The organism is Actinomadura sp. WMMA1423, from assembly GCF_006547145.1.
GTDB lineage: Bacteria > Actinomycetota > Actinomycetes > Streptosporangiales > Streptosporangiaceae > Spirillospora.
In genome coordinates this window covers 4,317,399-4,336,740 of the sequence record NZ_CP041244.1, presented here as the reverse complement: position 1 = coordinate 4,336,740, position 19,342 = coordinate 4,317,399, and the positions used below count along the sequence as shown (strand labels likewise).

At 74.1% G+C, this 19,342-nt stretch carries 15 protein-coding genes; 8 read left to right on the top strand and 7 right to left on the bottom strand.

What is annotated here, in order from left to right:
• Nucleotides 1-22 precede the first annotated feature (22 nt).
• Nucleotides 23-433, top strand: a complete 411-nt coding sequence (locus FKD65_RS20005) for a hypothetical protein (protein WP_141578939.1) — start codon at nt 23-25, stop codon at nt 431-433.
• 177 nt (nt 434-610) lie between these two features.
• A complete protein-coding gene (locus FKD65_RS20000) occupies nt 611-1,360 on the top strand; it encodes an IclR family transcriptional regulator (protein ID WP_205718727.1) in 750 nt (249 codons plus the stop codon).
• Nucleotides 1,361-1,383: 23 nt separating this feature from the next.
• Here the strand turns inward: FKD65_RS20000 and FKD65_RS19995 are convergent, their stop codons facing one another.
• The 4 genes from FKD65_RS19995 to FKD65_RS19980 are packed head-to-tail and all read right to left on the bottom strand — an operon-like array spanning nt 1,384 to nt 4,780.
• Nucleotides 1,384-2,271 (bottom strand): fumarylacetoacetate hydrolase family protein, encoded by an 888-nt coding sequence (locus tag FKD65_RS19995; RefSeq protein WP_141578938.1) that lies wholly within the window; start codon nt 2,269-2,271, stop codon nt 1,384-1,386.
• Nucleotides 2,268-3,137, bottom strand: coding sequence for a fumarylacetoacetate hydrolase family protein (locus FKD65_RS19990; protein WP_141578937.1), 870 nt, complete (start codon nt 3,135-3,137; stop codon nt 2,268-2,270). Before FKD65_RS19990 ends, FKD65_RS19995 begins: the two co-directional genes overlap by 4 nt.
• A gap of 40 nt (nt 3,138-3,177) precedes the next feature.
• The gene (locus FKD65_RS19985; RefSeq protein ID WP_205718726.1) at nt 3,178-3,966 is read right to left on the bottom strand and encodes an SDR family NAD(P)-dependent oxidoreductase; all 789 of its coding nucleotides are present in this window, start codon (nt 3,964-3,966) and stop codon (nt 3,178-3,180) included.
• 19 nt (nt 3,967-3,985) lie between these two features.
• Entirely contained in the window at nt 3,986-4,780 is a 795-nt protein-coding gene (locus FKD65_RS19980) for an SDR family NAD(P)-dependent oxidoreductase (RefSeq protein WP_141578936.1), read from the bottom strand.
• 162 nt (nt 4,781-4,942) lie between these two features.
• On the opposite strand from FKD65_RS19980, the gene FKD65_RS19975 reads away from it, so the two are divergent.
• Together FKD65_RS19975 and FKD65_RS19965 are read left to right on the top strand one after the other, a co-directional pair.
• Nucleotides 4,943-5,779 carry a TetR family transcriptional regulator gene (locus FKD65_RS19975; protein ID WP_240810253.1) on the top strand — a complete coding sequence of 279 codons (837 nt, stop codon included), beginning with the start codon at nt 4,943-4,945 and terminating at the stop codon, nt 5,777-5,779.
• Nucleotide 5,780: 1 nt separating this feature from the next.
• Nucleotides 5,781-7,052 carry a cytochrome P450 gene (locus tag FKD65_RS19965; protein WP_141578935.1) on the top strand — a complete coding sequence of 424 codons (1,272 nt, stop codon included), beginning with the start codon at nt 5,781-5,783 and terminating at the stop codon, nt 7,050-7,052.
• A gap of 13 nt (nt 7,053-7,065) precedes the next feature.
• On the opposite strand, the gene FKD65_RS19960 is transcribed toward FKD65_RS19965, so the two are convergent.
• Nucleotides 7,066-8,118: an amidohydrolase family protein gene (locus FKD65_RS19960; RefSeq protein ID WP_141578934.1), complete on the bottom strand. Its 1,053-nt coding sequence runs from the start codon at nt 8,116-8,118 to the stop codon at nt 7,066-7,068.
• A gap of 96 nt (nt 8,119-8,214) precedes the next feature.
• Between FKD65_RS19960 and FKD65_RS19955 the strand changes: the two genes are divergently transcribed.
• The 3 genes from FKD65_RS19955 to dacB all read left to right on the top strand — a co-directional run bounded on the left by FKD65_RS19955 (nt 8,215) and on the right by dacB (nt 11,599).
• On the top strand, nt 8,215-8,688 hold the full coding sequence (locus FKD65_RS19955; protein ID WP_141578933.1) for a MarR family winged helix-turn-helix transcriptional regulator: 474 nt from the start codon (nt 8,215-8,217) through the stop codon (nt 8,686-8,688).
• Nucleotides 8,689-8,929: 241 nt separating this feature from the next.
• Entirely contained in the window at nt 8,930-9,973 is a 1,044-nt protein-coding gene (locus tag FKD65_RS19950; RefSeq protein ID WP_141578932.1) for a maleylacetate reductase, read from the top strand.
• Between the two features lie 81 nt (nt 9,974-10,054).
• Complete coding sequence (gene dacB, locus FKD65_RS19945) at nt 10,055-11,599, top strand: D-alanyl-D-alanine carboxypeptidase/D-alanyl-D-alanine-endopeptidase (RefSeq protein WP_240810252.1); 1,545 nt, start codon at nt 10,055-10,057, stop codon at nt 11,597-11,599.
• 117 nt (nt 11,600-11,716) lie between these two features.
• Here the strand turns inward: dacB and FKD65_RS19940 are convergent, their stop codons facing one another.
• On the bottom strand, nt 11,717-13,081 hold the full coding sequence (locus tag FKD65_RS19940; RefSeq protein WP_141578930.1) for a hypothetical protein: 1,365 nt from the start codon (nt 13,079-13,081) through the stop codon (nt 11,717-11,719).
• Between the two features lie 185 nt (nt 13,082-13,266).
• Here FKD65_RS19940 and FKD65_RS19935 point away from each other — a divergent pair, with 185 nt between their 5' ends.
• On the top strand, nt 13,267-13,608 hold the full coding sequence (locus FKD65_RS19935; protein ID WP_205718725.1) for a HEAT repeat domain-containing protein: 342 nt from the start codon (nt 13,267-13,269) through the stop codon (nt 13,606-13,608).
• Between the two features lie 56 nt (nt 13,609-13,664).
• On the opposite strand, the gene FKD65_RS45585 is transcribed toward FKD65_RS19935, so the two are convergent.
• Complete coding sequence (locus tag FKD65_RS45585; RefSeq protein WP_240810251.1) at nt 13,665-19,289, bottom strand: carboxyl transferase domain-containing protein; 5,625 nt, start codon at nt 19,287-19,289, stop codon at nt 13,665-13,667.
• Nucleotides 19,290-19,342 lie beyond the last annotated feature (53 nt).

The window sequence follows — 19,342 nt, the reverse complement described above, 5'->3', positions numbered from 1 at the left end:
GGGCATAGTTCTTCGTGTACTCGTGGCCGCCGGACTCGCGGCCGACGCCTACGTGCACTGGCGGTTCGCACCCGACATGGCCCCCGGGCCCAACACCCCCAGCGACGTCATCCCGGGAGACGTCCTGTTCCAAGGCCAGGCCATCGCGGCGGCCGTCGCGGGGCTGCTCGTGCTCGCCTGGGCACGCAAGTGGACGTACGCGATCGCGTTCGTCGTCGCGGCGAGCGCGGCCGGGGCCGTCCTGCTGTACTACTTCGTCGACTTCGGGCAGCTCGGCCCGATCCCGCGGATGTACGACCCGCAGTGGTACACCGACAAGACGATCAGCTTCGCCGGGGAGGCCGTCGCCGCCCTCGCCGCTCTCGTCGGCTTCTTCACCGTCGGCAGGAGGGAGGACGAGGAGGCGGACTCGTTCTACGAGGCCGTGAGGTGACGGCCGCGCACGGCGGCGCGTCCGTACGATGAGGGGCGTGCCGGCCGGGCACCAGGGGCGGTGCCAGCCGGGGCGCTGCCCGCCGGCCGGGCAGAGAGCGAGGCGTCCGTGCCGCCGCGTGACCGTACGCCGCCCCGCTCCGCCGGCGGCCGGACCCGTCCGAGGAGCGGCTACCGCGTGGAGGCGCTGGCGAAGGGCCTGCGCCTCCTGGAGCTCTTCTCCGAGCGGCGCCCGTCCATGAAGCTGACCGACATGGCGGCGGCGACGGGCCTGCCCCTGCCGACCGCCTTCCGCCTGGTGTCCACCCTCACCGCCGAGGGGTTCCTCGAACAGCTTCCGGACGGCGCCTACCGGCCCGCGCCGAAGGTGCTCACGCTCGGCTTCTCGGCGCTGCGCGGCCTGGACCTCGTCCAGCTCGCGGACGGGCCGCTGCGCAGGCTCGCCGACGCCACCGGGCAGACGGCGAACCTGGGCGTGCTCTCGGGGGACCACGTCCTGTACCTGGTGCGGCTGCGCAACAACGACCTGGTGACGGCCAACATCCAGGTCGGGTCGCGGCTCCCGGCCGTCCGCACCTCGATCGGCAAGATGCTGCTGGCCCAGCTCGACGACGCGGAGCTGGAGCGCCTGCTGACCCCCGAGTCCTTCGCCGGAGCGGCCGGTCCCAACGCCGCGGCCTCGCCGGAGGCGCTCCGGCCGGCGCTCGCGGAGATCCGCGGCCGCGGCTGGGCCGTCCAGGACGAGGAGCTCGCCTACGGGCTCCGGTCGGTCGCGGCGCCCGTCCGGGACGCGGCCGGGACGGCGGTCGCCGCCGTCAACGTGGCCGTCCCCGCGCGGGAGGTCCCGACGGCCCGCCTCCTGGAGGAGATCCGGCCGCTGGTCCAGCAGACGTGCGCGGAGATCTCCCGCCTGCTGGGCGGACGCTGAGACCGTTCACCCCGGGGCCCGGCTCACCGCTCGGCGGGCGGCAGCCCGGCGCGGGCCGGTCCCGCGACGAACCGCTGGGTGATGCTGCCCACGCCCTCCAGCTCGCTCACCAGCACGTCGCCCGGCTGGATGAACCGCTTGGGCGTGCGGGCGTTCCCCACGCCGGCGGGCGTCCCGGTGAAGACCAGGTCGCCCGGGAGCAGGCGGCAGACCCGCGACAGCCGGACGAGCAGCTCGGGCACGCTGTAGACCATCGCGGAGGTCCGCGCGCTCTGCACGGTCTCGCCGGACAGGCTGCACGAGATGGCGAGGTCGCACGGGTCGTCGAGCTCGTCCGGGGTGGCCAGCCACGGGCCGGTCGGGCCGAAGTTCCGGAACGACTTGGCGAGACTGAACTGCGGCTTGGAACCGGCGAGCTGCGAGGTCCGCTCCGACAGGTCCTGGCCGAGCGTGATCCCGGCGACGTAGTCCCAGGCGTCCACCGGGTGGACGTCGCCGCACTCCCGCGCGACCGCCACCACCATCTCGACCTCCCAGTCCACGGTGGCGGACGGCAGTTCGACCTCGCAGACGGGACCGGCCAGGCAGCTGGGGAACTTGGTGAAGGTCACGGGCGCCGTCTCGGGCGGGTACCCGGCCTCGCTCGCGTGCGCGGCGTAGTTGACGCCGATGGCGAACACCTGGGCCGGGCGCGGCACCGGCGGGCCGAGGTCCTCCGGCGCGAACGGCCTGCCCCGCGCCGGGTCGAGGGACCACGCCGCCCATTCGCGGAACGCGCGCCAGTGGGCGAAGACGGCCTGCGGGTCGGCGGGGAACCGGCCGCCGCTCGCCTCGGCGACGTCCACGGCGAGATCGCCGGAGGCGCCTGCGACGACGACGGCGGCCCGCCCGTCCAGGTTGGCGAACCTCACCAGCCGACCCGCTCCGGCGGCGCCTCGCCGTAGGCGTCCTGCCAGGAGACGACGGGGTTGCGCAGCGTCCCGACGCCCTCGATCTCGGCCTCGACGACGTCGCCGGGCCGCAGGTAGAACTCGAACGGGTCCGGCTGGACGGCCGCGACGCCCGACACGGTGCCCGTCGTGATGAGGTCGCCCGCGCTGTAGGTCTGCGGCGAGTGGTAGGCCACCAGGTGCGGGATCGACACGCGCATCCGGCCGGTGTGCCCGGTCTGCCGCGTCTCGCCGTTCACCCGCAGCTCCATCGCGAGGTCCTGCATGTCCTCGATCTCGTCGGCGGTGACGATCCACGGGCCGATCGGGCAGAACGTGTCGATGGCCTTGCTGAAGGAGAACACCCCCGACTCCATCTCGCGGCGCTGGATGTCGCGGGCCGTGACGTCGTTGAAGACGGTGAACCCGGCGATGTGCTCCAGGGCCTGCTCAGGACCGAAGAACTTGCCGGGCTTGCCGATGACGACGGCCAGCTCCAGCTCGTAGTCGAGCTCGCGGGTGAGGTGCTCGGGGTACACGATCGGGTCGTCCGGCCCGATGACCGCGTCGACGTTCTGGAAGAACACGATGCCCTTGTGCACCGGGTGCGACCAGTTGACCGCCTGGAGCTCCTCGTGGTGGTCGGCGAAGTTCCCCGCGGTGTGGAAGAACTTCTTCGGCCGGATGGGCGCGCGGAGCCGCACGTCCGCCAGCCGCAGCCGCTCCCCGGTCTCGGGGGCGGTGCCGCCGCGCTCGAAGAACGCCCGGGTGGACGGCACGTCGAGCTCGATGACGTCCTCGCCGTCCAGGCGGCCGACCCGGCCCTCGTCGAACGTGATCAGTTTCAAGACTCTCCTCTCGGCGCGGCCTGACCGGCCCCGGGGCGGATCAGGCCCCGACCATGTTGAACCCGCCGTCGGCGAGCATGTAGGCGCCCGTGATGTGGGAGGCGTCCTCGGTGGCGAGGAACAGGGCCGTGCCCGCGACCTTCTCGGGGGGCGGGATCTCGCCCATCGGCGTCTGCGCGATGAGCTTCTCGCGGCGCCCCGACTTCCAGTCCTCGCGCTCCAGGGTCGCGCCGGTCTCCATGAAGCCCGGCGCGAAGGTGTTCACGCGGACGGCCGGCGCGAACGCCGCCGCGTAGGACTTGGTGATGCCGAGCAGCCCGTACTTGGCGGCGGCGTACTGGGGGGCGCGCGCACTGCCCCGCACGACCACGGTGGACCCGATGTTGACGATCGAGCCGTGGCCCTGCTCCAGCATGCGGGAGCCGAACTCGTGCGTCATCAGCAGCGTGCCCTTGACGTCGACGTCGATGACGCGGTCCAGCGACTCCTGGGTCAGCTGCCGCCACGACATCTGCTCGGTCGCGACGTCCCCGACGTTGTTGACCAGGACGTCCAGAGTGCCGGCCCACGCGAAGGCCTCGTCGGCGAGGCGGCGGATCTCGTCCCAGGACGAGATGTCGGCCTGCACGACGAACGCCTCGCCACCGGCGTCCCGGACGCGTTCCGCCGTGCGCTCGGCGCCCTGCTTGGAGCTGTTGTAGTGGACGCCGACCCGGGCCCCCTCCTGCGCGGCGCGGACGGCGATCTCCGCGCCGAACCCCGTCCCGGCCCCGGTGACCAGCACCGTCTTCCCGGCGAACCGCGGGAAGATGCCCTGCTGCATGCTCATGTTCTTCTCCTGCCTGGGGTCATACAAGCGTGCGGCCGCCGTCGACGTACATGACGTGCCCGGTGATGAAGGCCGCGTGCGGCGAGGACAGGAACAGTATCGGGCCGACGATCTCCGCGGCCGTGCCCAGCCGCCCCGCCGGCACGAGGCGCACGAGCTCCTCGCGGACCCCCGGCTGCGCGAGGTACGCGGCGGTCAGCGGCGTCTCGACGTAGCCGGGCGCGACCGCGTTGACCGTGACGCCGTGGCACGCCCACTCGGCCGCCATGACCCGCATCATCTGGTTCATGCCGCCCTTGGACGCGGCGTAGGGACCGTGCTTGCGGTGCGCCAGGTGCCCGGACACCGACGACAGGAGCACGATGCGCCCGCCCCCGGCCTCCACCATGTGCCGCCCCGCCGCCTGCGCCGCGCCGAACGCGGTGGACAGGTTGGTGCGCAGCACGCGGTCCCACTCGTCCTCGGTGAAGTCGAGGATCGGGCGGCGGTCGTTGACGCCGACGCAGTGCAGCAGGACGTCCAGCCCGCCCATCGCCTCCACCGCCCGCCGGACGGTCTCGGCTCCGGCGCCCGGCTCTGCGAGGTCGGCCGCGAGCGTGTGCGCGCCGGTCCCGTCCGGTCCCCGGGACAGGGCGTCCAGGCGCGCGGGGTCGCGGTCGACCGCCGTGACGACGGCCCCGGCCCCGAGGTACCCGCGGACGCACTCCGCGCCGATCCCGCCCGCGCCGAGGACGAGCACCCGGGCGCCCCGCAGGCCCGGCCAGTCGCTCGTCGCGCCCGGCGGGCCATGAGCCGTAGCGGACCTGTCAGTCATGCACATCGCTTTCATTCCGCGAAAGTAGCTTTCACTCCGCCAAGGAGTATCCGAGGCGACGGGACCCGCCGTCAAGGGGCGCCCGTTCTTCGAGGACGGGGCCGCGCCTCTCGGTGCGCGGAGGGCCTTGACCCATCAAATGAACGCTCGTTTAATTGCGATATGGGGCGAATTGCGGGCGTCACCCGCGCGGAGACGCGCGAACGGCTGCTGAGCGCCGCGGCGGACGAGTTCGCCCGGCGCGGCTACGACGGGACGCGCGTCGCCGACATCGCGCGGGCCGCCGGCGTCAGCAACGGCGCCCTCTACGCGCACTTCGACTCCAAGGCGGAGCTGCTGGTGGAGGCGCTCCGCACGCACGGGCGGCGGCTGCTGGCCGAGCTGTTCGCCGCCGAGCCCGACCGCCCGGTCGTCGAGCTGCTGCTCACCATGGGGCGGTGGCTGCCGGAGCGCCGCGACGCCCGCGCCCACCTCGTCGTGGAGGCCCTCGTTGCGGCCCACCGCGACGAGGACGTCGCCCGTCCCATGCGCGACTACGTCGGCGAGCGCGCCGGCTGGCTCGCCGGGCTGATGGGCATCGGCCAGGCGGGCGGGGAGATCGACCCGGCGCTCTCCCGCAACGCGCTCGCCCACCTCTGCCTGCTGCTCGGGATGGGGAGCGCGCTCATCCCGCGGGACATGCACGCCGTCGGCGACGAGGAGTGGGCGGCGCTGCTGGCGCGGATCGCGGCCGCGCTCGCGCCGCCCGGCCCCGCCGCCCGCACGGGGGACACGCTCGCTCACACCGGAGGAGCCCAAGTGAAGGTGCAGATCGATCCGAAGCGCTGCCAGGGCCACGGCCGCTGCTACGACCTGGCCCCCGGCCTGTTCGGCGAGGACGACGAGGGCTACGGGGTCGTCCTCGGCGATGGCGCCGTGCCCGAGGGCGCGGAGCAGGAAGCCCGCCTCGCGAGCGCGAACTGCCCCGAGCGGGCGATCGACGTCCTCGGGGAGGCGTGAGATGACCGCGGACGACCGCTTCGGCAAGGACTTCCGGGACGAGCGGGCGAACCGCCCGCTCGGCAGGCGCAACGAGGTCGTCACCGGCCCGGTCTCCGACTGGGCGACCGACTTCTCCCACCTGGAACCGGAGTGGGCCGCCGACCCGTACCCGATCCAGGACGACCTGCGCCGGCGCTGCCCGGTCGCGCGGACCGAGCGGTTCGGCGGCGGCTGGCTGCCGACCCGCTACGAGGACGTCGCGGCGATCGCCTACGACACCGAGCGCTTCACGTCCCGCTCGGTCGTCATGAGCAACTTCCGGCCGCCGCGCGAGGTGGAGCCGGTCGGCGTCACGCCGCCGATCTCCTCCGACCCGCCGTTCCACCACGACGCGCGCAAGCTGCTGCTCCCCGCGTTCAAGAAGTCCGCGGTGGCGCGGCTGGAGCCCGCGACCAGGGCGTACTGCCACGAGCTCATCGACTCCTTCGAGGGCCGCGACGTCGTGGACGCCGCCCAGGAGTACGGGCAGCACATCCCGATGCGGGTCATCGCGGAGATGCTCGGCTTCCCGGCCGAGGACGGCCCCCGGTTCCGCGAGTTCGTCGAGAACGCCCTGGAAGGCGTCAACCTCCCTCCGGACGAGCGCATCGCGCGCATGGACAGGCTGTTCGACTACCTCCTCGCGCAGATCCGCGACCATGTCGCGAACCCGCGCGACGACCTCACCACCTACCTGATCGAAGCCGAGCTGTACGGGCGCAGGCTCGAACCGTCCCACGTCTCGGGGACGATGGCGCTGCTGCTGATCGCGGGGATCGACACGACCTGGAGCGCGATCGGCGCCTCGCTGTGGCACCTGGCGAGGACGCCGGCCGACCGCGAGCGCCTCGTCGCCGACCCGTCGCTGCTGCCGACCGCGATGGAGGAGTTCCTGCGCGCCTTCGCGCCCGTCACGATGGCGCGGCTGGTGAAGGAGGACATGACCTGGCGCGGCGTCGAGATGAAGGCCGACGACTGGGTCCTGCTGTCGTTCCCGGCCGCCAACCGCGACCCGGCCCAGTTCGACCGGGCGGACGAGGTCGCCATCGACCGCGAGGTCAACCGGCACGCCGCCTTCGGCCTCGGCATCCACCGCTGCGTGGGCTCGCACCTGGCCCGCATGGAGCTGCGCGTGGCGCTCGAAGTCTGGCTGGAGCGCGTCCCGTCGTTCACCCTGGCCGACCCGGCGGCGGTCACGTGGGCCGCCGGCCAGGTCCGCGGGCCCCGCACCCTCCCCGTCCGCATCACCTGAGGCCCCGCCCGCATCACCTGAGGCGTTCGGCGAGCCGGGGGAGCAGGCGGAGGGCGTTCTCCCGGCCGACGGCGCGGTGGGCGCGGCCGTCCAGCGCGGGATCGCGGTCGAGGTCCCGGGTGTTCAGCGCCACCTCGCGGGCGGAGTTCGCGGGCCAGTCGGTGCCGAACAGGACCCGGTCGGCGCCGACGGCGGCGATCAGGGACGGCGTGGCGTACGGGGAGACCGGCAGGGCCGTGTCGTAGTGGAAGCGGCGGAGCGCGGGACGCATCCTCGCCGGGAGCGGCCCGCCGTCCTCCCGCGCCGAGCGCTCGGCGCGACCCGCCGTGTACGGCAGGAACCCGCCGCCGTGGGACAGGATGACCGACACCCGCGGGTACCGGACGAGGGTCCCGGCGGCGACGAGGCTGAGCGCGGTGCGGGTGGTGTCCAGCAGGTAGTCGGCGATCCAGTCGCCGACGCCCGGCGCCTCGGGCAGCCCCTTGGGGGCGACGGGGTGGGTGAACACCACCGCGCGGCGCCGGTCGAGCTCGGCCCACAGCGGGTCGAACATCGGCTCCCCGAGGTAGTGCCCGGCGGCCGAGGTGTTGAGCAGCACCCCGTCCGCGCCCAGGTCGTCGAGGGCGTGGGCGAGCTGACCAAGGGCCAGGTCGGGGTGGAGCATCGCCACGTTGGCGAAGAAGCCGAACCTCGTGGGGTGCTCGCGCACCAGTTCGGCCAGCGACTCGTTGCACACCCGCACCCCTGAGACGGCGGTCTCGCGGTCCTGGAACACCTCGGCGGGCACCGGTGCGGACGCCACCCCGGCGGCGATGCCGTTGGCGTCCATCGTCCGCAGGGTGCCCGGCAGCGTCCACTGGGCCCAGGACGGCCCGCCGGTCGGCGGGAGAAGGCCCTGCTCGACCGCCCACTCCCGCATCCTCGGCGGGACGGCGTGGTGGTGGGTGTCGATCCTGCCGCGCGACCGCCTGGGGGTCGCGGCGGCCGCCTCGCCTGCCGGAACTGCCGCCGCCGCCATCGCCAGACCGGTCACCTGCAGGGCACGTCGGCGGGTCGTCTCGGGCATGCGCGTCTCCCTCGCTCATCGATGCGCCGCCCACGCTTCTTTCTCTAACGAGAAAGTCTCAAATGAGACTATATCAGAGACCCCTATGCTGGCTCCATGCTCGACGACCTGCTCGAACGGCTCCTGTCCGAGGGCGGCGACCCGGCCGTCCGGCACGTGGGGCTCGGCATGCTGCTGGCCGCCGCGCACAACCGGAGCCGGGCGGGCATGAACGACGAGCTGCGCGCGCTGGGCGTCGACGTGCGGGGGTTCAGCATGCTGCTCGCCCTGGAGATGTACGGGCCGTCCAGCCAGCGGCGCCTCATCGACATCACCGGCATCGACAAGTCCACGATGGTGCGCATCGTCGACGAGCTCGAGGAGGCCGGGCTGGTGCGGCGCGAACGCGCCCCGCACGACCGCCGGGCCCACTCGATCAGCCTGACCCCGGACGGCACGCGGACGCTGGAAGGCGGGCGGCGCGCCGGCGCGGAGGTGGGCGAGCGGCTCTTCGGCCGCCTGGACGGGGACGAGCGCGACCGGCTCGTCGCCCTGCTCCGCCGGATCGCCGAGCCCGCGGACGCGGACTGAGCGGTACGGGAGCCGTGTCGTGCCGCGGTTCGTTCCCCGGGAGGGCGGGTGCGGACCCGGCCTCCCGAGCAGGGGTTCCACCGGTTTGCCGCGGCGTATCTCCTGGTCGGAGGGCATCGCGGGGAAACACGGTGTTGCGTGAGGAAGCGGCGGCGCTGGATAAGAGGGAGTGGTGCGCGGTTCAGGAGCGCGCGGCGCCGTACGGGAGAGGGCACATGATCGTTTTGTCGGGCCGGTCGTCATGAGCGGCGCGGACGAGGTCGTCGTCCACGAGTCGCGGCCGGTCCGCGTCCTGGTCGGGCCGGAGGCGAGCGCTCTCGTCGCGGACGAGGTCGCGAGGCTCGGCGCCCGGAGGGTGCTCCTGGTCGCGGCGCCGTCCGCCGCCGGGGCCGCCGACCGGATCGCCGGGGCGCTCGGGGAGCGGCTCGCGGCGCGCTTCGACCGGCCGGAGCCGCACACCCCCGTCGCCGTGACGGCGCGGGCACTGGAGGCGGCGCCGGGAGCGGACTGCGCGGTCGCGATCGGCGGCGGCTCGGCGATCGGCCTGGCCAAGGCCGTGTCGGCGCGGACGGGCATACCGCAGGTCGCGGTGCCCACCACCTATGCGGGCTCGGAGATGACGCCCGTGCTGGGCGAGACCGAGGACGGCGTGAAGACCACGCGCCGCGCTCCCGGGCTGGCCCCCGGCACGGTCGTCTACGACCCCCTCCTCACCCTGGGCATGCCGGCCGGCCTGACCCGGACCAGTGCCGTGAACGCGCTCGCCCACGCCGTCGAGGCCATGTGGGCGCCCGACGCCACGGCGGTCTCGGACGCGCTGGCGACCGAGGCCGCCGCCGGCATCCTCGGAGCGCTGCCCGCCGTGCTCGACGACCCGGCCGGGCCGGTGGAGCGCGCGAGGCTCCAGTCCGCCGCGTGGCTGGCCGGGATGTGCCTGGCGCAGACCAGGATGGGGCTCCACCACCAGCTCGCGCACGTCCTCGGCGGCGCGTTCGGCCTCCCGCACGCCGAGCTGCACACGATGCTGCTCGCGCACGTCATGGCGTTCAACCTGCCGTCGGCGCCCGCCGCCTCGGCCAGGCTGGCCCGGGTGGCCGGGCCCGACCCGGTCGCGGTCGTCGCCGCGCTGGCCCGGGCGCACCGGGGCCCGACCCGCCTGTCGGCACTGGGCGTCCCCCGCGAGCGGCTCCGCGAGATGGCCGAGCGGGTGGCCGCCGACCCCTACCCCAACCCCCGGCCGCCGGACGCCGACGCGGTCGCGGAGCTGCTCGACGCGATGTGGTGAGGCGGACCGATGCCGGTCGTGTCGTTCCGCTGCCGCGGTACGGCCGGTGCCCTACTCTCACACCCCATGCGTGGACCATTGGTGCGACTGACGTCCGTCCTGCTCGCCGGGACGTCCCTGCTCGCCGCTCCCGCCGCGCACCCCGCGGCGATGGCCGCGGCCAAGGGGGACACCGCCGCCAAGGCAGACCTGGGCGAGGACCTCGACGCGATACTGTCCGACGGCCGTCTCAAGGGCGCCACCGTCGGCGCCGTGGTGCGGGACGCCGGGACGGGAGCCGTCCGCTACTCGCGCGGGCCGGCGGCGCGGGTGATGCCCGCCTCGAACATGAAGCTCTACACCTCGGGGGCGGCGCTCTCGCTCCTGGGGCCCGGGTACCGGTTCCGCACCGGCGTGTACGCGCGCGCGGTGTCCGGATCGACGGTCAGGGGCGACCTCTACCTCAGGGGCACCGGCGACCCGACGACGCGGGCCGCCGACTACGACCGGCTCGCCGCGCAGGTGGCGGCGCGGGGCGTCCGCCGGGTCGACGGCGACCTGGTCGCGGACGACACCTGGTTCGACGCCGTCCGCACGCCCTCGCACTGGGACCCGACCGACCTGCAGTACTACTACGCGGCGCAGACGTCGGCGCTGACCGTCGCGCCCGACGAGGACTTCGACGCCGGGTCGGTCGAGGTCTCGGTGCGGCCGGGCGGCGCCCCGGGCGCTCCGGTCGAGGTCGGGCTCGCCCCCGCCACCCGCACCGTCAAGATCGACAATCACGCGGTCACGGGTGCCCCCGGATCGCCCTCCACGCTGGCACTGAACCGGGCCAACGGGAGCAACACCATCGTGGTCAGCGGCTCCTACCCGGCGGGCGCCGCGCCCTACACGACCCTGCGCACGGTGGAGAACCCCGCCCTGTACGCGGCGGACGTCTTCCGGAGCGCGCTCCGGGCGCACGGCGTCAAGGTCAGGGGCACCACCGAGCGCGGCCGGACCCCGAAGGGCGCCCGCGCGCTCGCCGCCCGCTCCTCGATGCCGCTGTCGCGGCTCATGGTGCCGTTCCTCAAGCTCAGCAACAACATGGTCGCCGAGACCCTGGTCAAGGCGATCGGCCGGGAGAAGGCGGGCAGGGGGAGCTGGGCGGCGGGGCTGCCGGTGGTCGAGAGGTACGCCCGCGGCCAGGGCGTCCCCGCCGGACGGCTCCACATGGCCGACGGCTCCGGGCTGTCACGCGAGAACCGCACCACCGCGCAGGACGTCAGCACCATCCTGAGGAAGGCGCAGAGCGCGCCCTGGTTCGCCGTCTGGTACCGGGCGCTGCCGGTCGCCGGGGACCCGGACCGCCTCGGCGGCGGCACCCTGCGGTCGCGGATGCAGGGGACCCCCGCCGCGGGGAACGTGCACGCCAAGACCGGAACGCTCACCGGCGCCTCCGCGCTGTCGGGCTACGTCACCGACACCTCAGGGCGGCGGCTGGTCTTCTCGGTCGTGCTGAACGGATACCAGGGTGCGGCGCCCAAGGACATCGAGGACAAGGTCGCGATCCGGCTGGCCGGGGGAGACCCCGCCGCGGTCCGGACGTTCCGCGCCTCCGGAAGCGCCCCGCAACTGGAGTGCTCCTGGATCGGGAGCTGCTGACGGGCAGTTCCCCGGCCACCGCCTGTTCCCGGCCACCGCCTGTTCCGGCCACTGCCTGTTCCGACCACCGGCGGGGGCGCGTCCCGCGAATGAGGGACGCGCCCCCGCCGGCGCGGGTCACCCCTTGGGGACGTAGAGGCGGATGTCGTCGACGTACGCCTCGCCCTCGTAGTAGTTCAGGTGCGGGTCGCCGATGATGAAGGAGTCGGGGTAGGCCGAGCCCTTCGGCCAGCTGTGCTCGGTCGTGTACGTCCCGGCCGGGCCCTTGTGGACGAGCCTGCGGTCGAACCGGCCGTCGTACTCGCCGGGTGTCTGGTTGTAGTGCCAGATCGGGCGCCCGTTCTCCACGAAGTCGTGGTGGGCGCGCAGCGTGATCTGCCCGGTGTGCAGGAACGGGCCGCTCATCTCCAGCGTGTAGCCGGTGCGGTCGCGCTCGATGGCGAACCGGTAGGCGGCCTTCGGCAGCAGCTCCGGCCGCAGCTCGGCGCTGGTCAGGTGCCCCTCGAAGCGGCCGCCCGGCCCGTACCGCCGGTCCATGGACGCCTCTCCGCAGGCGGTCTTGGCGTAGTACTCGTTGCTGATGTTGTTGTTGGCGGTCTCGCGGAACAGGTCGCCGCGCGGGAACAGGGCGTTGACGCCGTTGAAGGTGCCGTCGAACGTCCGGTACATCTTCCGGGTCCGCGGGTTGCAGGTCGCGGCGTTCTTCCAGCGGGCGTCGTCGCTGTAGTAGCCGTCCATGATGACCTTGCGCCGGTAGTGGATGCCCGGGTTGCCGTGCGGCGCCGGGTTCGCGTAGTCGAGGATCGTCAGGTAGTAGAACCCGTTCTCCCGCGTCACGTCGGGGTACTGGCACCGGGACCTGCCCGGCAGCGCGCCCTGGAACGTCCACGGGTACCGGGTCTTGCACGGCTCCATGGTGTATCCGTTGTGCCGGCCGCCGTAGTCGAACGTGCCGTTCCGCTCGCCCCCGAACTGGATGCCGCGCAGCGTCATCTCCACCCGGTAGTACCGGGGCAGCGGACGGGTCGGCCGGATGAGGACCCCCGCGTCCCAGCTCGGCTCGGAGATCCGGGCGGCCGTGTGCCCGCCCGGCAGCGACACGGCCGACAGGCCCGGCCGGGAGTCGGGGCGGCCGTCGCGGTCCTTGTCGACGGCGGCGACCTCCGCCGTCAGCCATCCCCGCTGCCCGAAGGCGACGCGCTTGCGGAACACGTTGAGCGTCTTCAGCTGCCGCTCGAACAGCGGTCCGCTGAGCCTCCTCCACGCCTCGCCGTCGTCGTCGAACGCGTCGACGTGCCATGGGCTGCGCGGCCCCTGCGGGTCCAGCCGCCAGGGCGCGCCGTCGACCCGCAGCGGCCGGTCGAACCGCTCCTGCGCGACCAGCCGCCACTGACCGCCCGCGGAGGCCCCCACCGGCCAGCCCGCCGCCACGACCGCGGCGGCGCCCGCCCCCGCGGCCACTCCCGCGACTCTCCTGCTCATCCTCAAGACGCACACCCCTCCCGCAGAGCGCGCGACCGCGCTCCACTCCTGGACGTCGCAACGCAGGGGGATTATACGAACACGGAGAGTGATGTCTCGGGAGGCTGGTCATGAGGTGGGTCGGCGCTGCGCGGGCGAGGGTGGCTTATGTCGCGATCGTCGGATGCCGGTCGTAGAGTCGGCACATGTCGCGGCGGCGTTTCGATCAGGCCATGCAGTCCATGCGGACGAGGGAGCCGCGGGTCCGGGAGGACGCCTTCGACTTCCTGCGCGAGCACGCCGATGCCTATGTCGGCGAGCTGATCGCGGAGTTCGCGGCGGAGGGCGACGACCCGGGCCTGCGCTGCTGGCTGCTCGAACTGATCGCCGAGGCCCGGTCGCCGGACGCCCTGGAGGTGTTCCGCGGCCAGCTCGACGGCGAGGACGAGTCGCTGCGGTTCTGGGCGGTGCGCGGCCTGGAGATGCTCGACACCCGCGAGGCCGAGCAGGTGCTCGAGCAGGCGTACGCCAACGGCCTGATCTTCTAGCGCCCGGTGCCGGGCCGCCGGGGGCGCGGGAGCCGGCGGGCCCCCGCGCCCCGGCGTCACCCCAGGCGGGCCTCGATGGCCTCGATGATCCGCGGGCGCATCTCGGCGGCCCGGATGACGGCGTCCACGGAGCCGACCTCGACCGCGCGGCGGATGTCGTGCACCCGGTCGAACTCCGCGGCCACCTCGCCGAGCTTCTCCGTGCGGACCGAGGCGCGCAGCTCGTCCAGCTCGGCGGTCAGCGTCGCGCGGGCCGGGCCCGTGGACGCCGCGACGCGGGTCTCCAGCTCCCGCACCCGCGGGTCGGCGGCGGTCCGGGCGTTGACGTCGGCGGCGAACACCGCCGCCGCGGCCGGGGCGCCGCCGAGCACCGACGCGAACGAGCCCTCCAGCGCGAGGACGGTCATGTTCGGGTTCAGCGCCTTGGAGAACACCACGAACGCGCCGCCGTGGTAGCGGGAGATCACGCAGAACACGATGGGCCCCCGGAAGTTGACGATCGCGCGGCCGATCTCGGCGCCGTACTCCAGCTGGAGCTGCCGCATCGACTCCGGCGAGCCGTCGAAGCCCGACAGGTTCGCCAGCACCACCAGCGGCCGGTTGCCGCTGGCCGCGTTGATCGCCCGCGCGGCCTTCTTGGACGACTTCGGGAACAGCGTCCCCGCGGTGTAGGCGTCCGGGCCGTCGGTGGGCGGGAAGCCGCGCCGCGGGACCGACCGCGACTCGATGCCGAGCAGGCACACCGGCATGCCGCCGAGGTGGACGTCCTGCACCACCGCGGTCTCGGCGTCGGCCATGCCCGCCCAGCGCTCCAGCACCGGGTGGTCCTGGTCGGACAGCGCCCGCATCACGGCCCGGATGTCGAACGGCTTCTTGCGGTCCGGGTTCGCCTCCGGGGAGAAGATCTCGCCGACGGTGGTGAACTCGCTGCCCTCCAGGAGGTGCGGGAAGGCGGAGACGTCGCGGTCGGCGGGGTCGCTCGTGCCGGCGCGGCGCGGTCCCGGCTCGCCGGGCGCGACGTAGGTGTGGTCGTAGTGCGACATCAGGACGTCCCGCGCGGCGAGGAGGTTCGGCGCCCAGTACTGCGCCTGGCCGTTCGGGCCCATCACCCGGTCGTAGCCGCCGATGCCGAAGTTGTCCTCGGCCGAAACGCCGCCGGAGAAGTCGAGCGCCTGCTTGCCGGTGAGGACCATCGCCGAGTCCGGCGTCATGACGAGGACGCCCTTGGTGTGCATGAGCATCGTCGCCTCGGCGTTCCAGTACGGCTGGGCGCCGACGTTGATGCCCGCGACGACCACGTTGATCTCGCCGCCGTCCTGGGTGAACTCGACGATCCGCTTGAGCGCCGCGGCCACCCAGTCCATGTTCTCCGTGCCCGACTCCATGGAGATCCGGGCACCCGAGGACAGCGCGTACCACTCCAGCGGCACCCGCATCCGCTCGGCCAGGTCCAGGGCGGCGATCACGCGGCGGCACTCGGGCTCCGACAGCGCGCCGAGCGACTTGGTCGGGTCGCCGAGCAGCACGACGCGGGTGACGCCCTGCGGGTGCCGCCGGGTCCGCTTGGTGACGACGCCCGCGACGAGCGCCGCGGTGTTGCGGCCCTTCGGCCGGTCGACCGGCACCAGGACGCCCCCGCCGTCGAGGTCGTGCTCGACGAAGTCGCCGAGCAGGCCGGTCAGCTCGTACGGGTAGACGGTGCCCCGGCTGCTCGCGCGCAGCACCTTCTGGCGGTAGCCGTCCAGCGGCTCGACCGGCTCCTCCGAGGGCGCGCCGACGGTCAGCCGGGTCCCGCCGGTGGCGTCGAACGAGACGCGGACGGCGACCTTCACCGGCTCGCCGGTCCGCGGGTCGCGCTGCCGCGCGATGAGCAGGACCTCCTCCAGCCCCGCGCCCGCGGCCGTCGGCAGCATGCGGCCCGCGATCCGCTGCAGCTCCGCGCGGGTGAGGTCGCTCGTCGGCCAGACGTAGATGACGATGCGGTTGGTGGGGAACCGCTTCTTGGACGGCCGCCGCGCCTGCGCCCGGCGGATCGAGTCCAGGCAGGTCGCCAGGGTGAACTCGGCCGTCGGCAGCGAGCGCAGCCTCCCGTCGCCGTCGCGCAGCGCCGTGAGGTCGCGCACCTGCGCGAACGCCACGAGCCGGTCGTCGGACGGGTTGTCGCGCGCCACGCACTGGAAGAGGTAGACCTCCTCGTCGGAGGACGGCAGCCGGGTGAGGTCGAACTTGTGCAGCCGCTCCATCTGCATCCGCCGCGCGATGAACGGGTGCAGGCCGCGGATCAGCCGGTCCTCGGCCATACCCCCTGTGGGGGGACGACCCCCCACACCCTCCGCATCGCTCCGCTCATCCGTACCCCCTGTGGGGGGGCGACCCCCCACACCCCCCGGATCGCTCCGCTCATCCGTACCCCCTGTGGGGGGGCGACCCCCCACACCCCCCGGATCGCTCCGCTCATCCGTGCCGCCGCCCTCGGCCGGCCCGAACGTGAAGTGGTGGTGCATCACGGCGCCGCTGCTGCCCGCGACCGTGGTGGTGAGCCGGCGCACCTGCGGCGGCAGCGGGTGCGCGTTGACGGCCTCCTGGAGCGCGGCCGCCATCGCCTCGTGGTCCTCGGGCTGCCGCTCCCAGGACAGGTAGACGTCGGCGTCGACGGCGGCGCCGCCGTCCGCCAGGTCCGCGAGCCCGCGCAGCGCCGCGCCGAGGGCGTCGAAGCCCACCGCGCAGGACGCCAGGCGCGAGCCCTCGCGCTCGGCGACCACGAACGAGCAGCCGCCGGCCTCCTCGGTGCGGACGCCGGTGAGGCCCTTGTTCCCGTAGTAGCGCCGGGTGAGCACCTCCAGCATCACGGCGTTGTTCCGGTTGCCGCGGACGAGCCGCTGGCCGAGCACGCGCACCAGCGGCTCGGTGCTGCGCACCATCTCGGCGATGAGCTCGTCGCGCTCGGGCGCGTCCGGGTGCTCGTCGAGGTGCCGCAGGTTCCGGCGGACGCGGGCGTAGACGGCGGCGCGGTTGCGGCGCAGCAGCGGCTGGGCGAACCAGGCGAACACCACGCCGCAGGCGAGGTCGTAGACCACGGGGAAGCGGACCTGCGTCGCGGCGATCAGCCGCTCCAGCGCGAGGCCCGCGGACTCGCGCAGCGCGTCGTCCGGCGGGGGCTCGCCCAGCCACTCGCGCAGCAGCGCCGCCACGACCGAGGCGTCGGCGGACGTGCGCTGCTGCGCCAGGAAGATCCGGAACACCGCCGCCTCGAGTTCGGGGGAGCGCTCCAGGTCGGCGACGCCGTAGTGGCCGAGCGCCTTGGCGAGCTTGGCCTGGAACGCCTCGGGCAGCCCGGCCCGCTCCACGTCGAGGCTCTGCAGGTAGGTGTGGAAGTACTCGCGGGCGCTGTGGACGTGCCCGCCGTCGGTGCCGTCGCCGCCCGCGGGCCGGTCGCGGCCCAGCTCGGCGAGGTCGGCGAACACGTCGAAGAGCGCGAGCTCCTCGGCGACCGGGCGGTGCCCGTCCGCGGCGGCGGCCCGGCGCGCGGCGAGGTAGCCGTCCAGGGCGCGGCGCTCGTCGTGCGGGTCGACGTCGAAGCCGAGCAGCAGGCTGCGCAGGTCCTCCAGGCCGCGCCTCGTGCGGTCGCGCGCCGGGGCGGCGCCGGGCGCGGCGGGCAGGTCCAGCTCGACCGTCCCGGCCGCGGCGACGTCCGCGGCCTCGGTCTCGTCGGCGAGAGGCTCCAGCCGCAGCAGCGGCGCCCCGGTCTCCACCTGGCTGCCGACGGAGACGACGCACTCCTTCAGCCGCGCCCTGAACGGTGCCCGCAGCACCGTCTCCATCTTCATGCTCTCCAGCACCAGCACCGGCGCGCCGGCCTCGACCTCGGCGCCCACCTCCAGCGGCGCGGCGACGACGAGCGCGGGCGCGGGCGAGCGGACGACGCCGCCCTCGTCCCGGCTGACCCGGTGCGCCACGCCGTCCACCTCGACGAAGTGGACGGGCCCGTGGGTGCCGGTCAGCAGGCGGTACCGGGTGCCGTTGACGGTGATCTGGCCGAGGTGCCGGTCGAAGCGCTCCAGCTCGACGTCGGCGGTGCGCAGGTCGCCGCCCGCCTCGACGGCGACGCGGAACCGGTCCGCGCCGACCCGGGCCACGCGCACCCGGTAGCCGGCGCCGCGCAGCTTGAGGTCCAGCGGGCGCCCGCTCTCGTGCCGCGCCTGGGGGCGCCCGCCGGACGCCGTCGACAGCAGCCGCCGCCGCTCGGCGCCCTCCGCCTCCTCGTAGGCCTCGATGGCGGCGGCCGCGAGCGCGACGGCCGAGTGCCGGTGCGAGACGAGCCCGCCCTCGGCGCGGACGCGGTCGATCCAGCCGGTGTCGGCGCTCGCGCCGATCACCTCGGGCCGGTCGAGCAGGTCGAGGACGAAGCTCTTGTTCGTGGCGCCGCCCTCGATGATGACCGTGGTCTCGGTCATCGCGCGGCGCAGCCGGCCGAGCGCCTCGTCGCGGTCGCGGCCGTAGGCGATGATCTTGGCGATCATCGAGTCGAAGTCGGCGGGGATCGTGTCGCCCTCGCTCACCCCGGTGTCCACCCGGACGCCCGGCCCGGCGGGCAGGTCGAGCCGGACGATGCGGCCCGGCGAGGGGGCGAAGTCGCGGTCGGGGTCCTCGGCGTTCAGCCGGGCCTCGATCGCGTGCCCGCGCTCCGCCGGCGGCGCGCCTTCGAGCCGGCCGCCGGAGGCCACGTGCAGCTGCGCCTTCACGAGGTCGAACCCGGTGGTGGACTCGGTGATCGGGTGCTCCACCTGCAGGCGGGTGTTGACCTCCAGGAACGCGAACATGCGGTCGCCGGGGTGGTAGAGGAACTCGACGGTCGCCGCGCCCCGGTACCCGACCGCGACGGCGAGCCGCTCGGCCGAGGCCTTCAGCTCGGCGGTCTGCTCGGCGCCGAGCACCGGCGACGCCGACTCCTCGATGATCTTCTGGTTGCGGCGCTGCACCGAGCAGTCGCGCACGCCGAGCGCCCACGCGCTCTCCCCGTCGGCGATCACCTGGACCTCGACGTGCCGGGCGCCGGTGACCAGGCGCTCCAGGAACACGACGCCGCTGCCGAACGCCCGCGCCGCCTCCTGGCTCGTGCGCTCGTAGGCGTCCGCGAGCTCGGCCTCGCCGGTGATGACGCGGATGCCGCGCCCCCCGCCGCCCGCGGTCGCCTTCAGCATCAGCGGGTAGCCGATCTTCGCCGCCGCCGCGAGCGCGTCGTCGAGGGTCTCGACCGCGCCGCGGCTCCACGGCGCGACCGGCACGCCGACCTCCTCGGCGATCAGCTTCGCGCCGATCTTGTCGCCGAGCCGGCGCATGGCCTCCGCGCTCGGCCCGACGAAGGCGACCCCGATCCGCTCGCACAGCTCGGCGAACGCCGGGTCCTCGGCGACGAAGCCCCAGCCGACCCACGCGGCGTCGGCGCCGGTCTCCACCAGCGCGCGCTCCAGGACCTCCAGGTCCAGGTACGGCCGGGCCGACGCGGGCCCGAGGTCGTAGGCGAGGTCCGCCTCGCGGACGAAGGTGGCCGTCCGGTCGACATCGGTGTACAGGGCGACGGTCTCGATCCGCGTCCCGCTCTCCGCGGCGATGTCCCGTACGGCGTGGATGAGCCGCATGGCGGCCTCACCCCGGTTCACGATGGCGACACGACTGAACACCCGACCGAGCCTCCTGCTAGATGGTTGCGGCACCGGGACACGGCGCACCCGGA